We start from the raw sequence: 2,488 nt of genomic DNA, 5'->3' as shown, positions 1-2,488 counted from the left end.
AGCAGGCTCTGCGCACCCTGCTGGAGGAGCGCGACCGCCTCCGGCAGGAGAACGAGGCCCTGAAGGCGGGCCGGAGGGAGCCGGTCGCCGTGGTAGCCATGGCGTGCCGCTACCCGGGAGGGGTGTCCTCGCCCGAAGAGCTGTGGGACGTGGTCCGTGACGGCCGGGACGTCGTGAGCGAGTTCCCCCAGGACCGCGGCTGGCGGGACGTGTACGCCCCGGACCCCGACACCCCGGGTGGCTCGTACGTGCGTCATGGCGGATTCCTGAGCGGTGCGGCCGAGTTCGACGCGGACTTCTTCGGCATCAGTCCGCGTGAGGCGCTCGCGGTCGATCCGCAGCACCGCCTACTGCTCGAGACGTCGTGGGAGGTCTTCGAGCGAGCGGGCATCGTTCCAGCCGACGTGCGCGGGAGTGACGTCGGCGTCTTCTCCGGCGTCAGCTCCCCCGAATACGGGTGGCGTTTCCTGGAGGGGAGACAGAACGAGCTGGAGGGTTACCTGCTGCAGGGCAGCGCGCTGAGTGTCGCCTCCGGCCGGGTGGCGTACGAGCTGGGGCTGACCGGGCCGGCGGTGTCGGTGGACACGGCGTGTTCGTCGTCGCTGGTGGCCCTGCACATGGCGGTGCGGTCGCTGCGTGAGGGGGAGTGCTCGCTCGCGCTGGCGGGCGGAGCGTCGGTGATGTCGACGCCCGCGATCTTCGTGGAGTTCTCCCGGCAGCGAGCTCTGGCGGCCGACGGCCGGTGCAAGTCCTTCGCTGACGGAGCCGACGGTACCTCCTGGGCGGAGGGGGTGGGCGTTCTGCTCCTGGAGCGCCTGTCCGATGCTCGCCGCAACGGCCACCCAGTGCTGGCCGTGCTCCGCGGTTCTGCGGTGAATCAGGACGGGGCCAGCAACGGGCTGACGGCGCCCAGCGGCCCCGCCCAGGAGAAGGTCGTCCGCAAGGCCCTGGAGGACGCGGGAATCTCGGCCCGTGCCGTGGACCTGCTCGAGGCCCACGGCACCGGGACCGTGCTGGGCGACCCCATCGAGGCAGGTGCCCTGCTGGCCGTCTACGGACGGCACCGGCCCGAGGGCCGGCCGCTGTGGCTGGGATCCTTGAAGTCGAACATGGGTCATGCCCAGGCCGCCGCCGGGGTCGCCGGAGTCATGAAGGCCGTGATGGCCATGCGCCACCGGTACCTGCCGAAGACCCTGCACGTGGACACCCCCTCACGGCACGTGGACTGGCCCTCCGGCGCGCTCGAACTGCTGGTGGAGGGACGCGAGTGGACCCCGCCGGACGGCCTGCGGCGGGCCGGGGTGTCGTCGTTCGGGGTCAGCGGCACCAACGCGCACGTGATCCTGGAGGAGGAACCGCCGCGGGAGCGGACCGACGGGCAGGGCCCGGTACCGGCTGTCGCCGGCGGTCTCGTACCGTGGATCGTCTCGGGCAGGAACGCGGCGGCCCTGCGGCGGCAGGCGGGCAGGCTGCATGACTTCGCCGCCAGCGGCACCGGCCCGGACATCACCGACGCGGGCTGGTCACTGGCCTCGGGCCGGTCGCGGTTTGAGCACCGCGCGGTGGTGCTGGGGCGCGACCGGGAGGAGTTGCTGCGCGGGCTCGCGGCGTTGCGTGACGGCTCGGAGTCCGCCGCGGTGGTGCGCGGCGTCGCCCGGGACCTCGGTGGCGTCGTGTTCGTCTTCCCCGGTCAGGGGTCGCAGTGGGATGGCATGGGGCGGCAGCTGTACGAGGCCTTTCCGGTGTTCGCGCAGGCCCTCGACGCGTGCGCGGCCGCACTGGCGGAGTGGGTCGACTGGTCACTGCTCGACGTGCTGCGTGGCACGACGGGCGCGCCGTCACTGGACCGGGTGGACGTGGTGCAGCCGGCGCTCTTCTCCGTGATGGTGGCGATGGCCGCTCTGTGGCGCTCCTGGGGCGTGGAACCGGCCGCCGTGGTGGGTCACAGCCAGGGCGAGATAGCCGCCGCCCATGTCTGCGGTGCGCTGTCTTTGCGGGACGCCACCAGGATCGTGGCGCTCCGCAGCCGGGCCCTGGTCGAGCTGATCGGTCACGGCGGGCTGGCGTCGGTGGCCGAGTCCGCGGACGTCGTGACGGAGCGTCTCGTCCCGTGGCGCGGCCGGCTGAGCGTCGCCGTGATCAACGGACCTCGCTCCGTGGTGGTGTCCGGGGAACCGGACGCCCTCGACGAGTTCGTCGGCAAGATGAACGCAGAAGGCACGCAGGCCCGGCGCATAGCGGTCGACTACGCCTCCCATTCCCACCAGGTGGTCCGGGTGCGTGAGCAGGTGACCGGCCCGCTGTCCGGCGTGCGCCCGAAAACATCGGCCCTTCCCTTCTACTCGACCTTGTACGGCGAAGTCGTCGACACCACCGAGCTGTCCGGCGACTACTGGTACCGGAACCTGCGAGAGAAGGTCCTTTTCGAAAGCTCCGTCCGGCGGCTCGTCGACGACGGATTCCGGGTCTTCGTCGAGATGAGTCCGCA

The 2,488-nt window shown here is 71.7% G+C and carries 1 protein-coding gene; it reads left to right on the top strand.

Annotated features, from left to right (window positions below; genetic code table 11):
• Nucleotides 1-8: 8 nt before the first annotated feature.
• On the top strand, nt 9-2,488 hold a 2,480-nt coding region (locus RM812_RS41370), incomplete at its 3' end, for a type I polyketide synthase (RefSeq protein WP_394816606.1).

It is taken from the genome of Streptomyces lancefieldiae (genome assembly GCF_031845825.1).
Lineage (GTDB): Bacteria > Actinomycetota > Actinomycetes > Streptomycetales > Streptomycetaceae > Streptomyces > Streptomyces lancefieldiae.
This window is presented reverse-complemented; position numbering and strand designations above follow the sequence as displayed.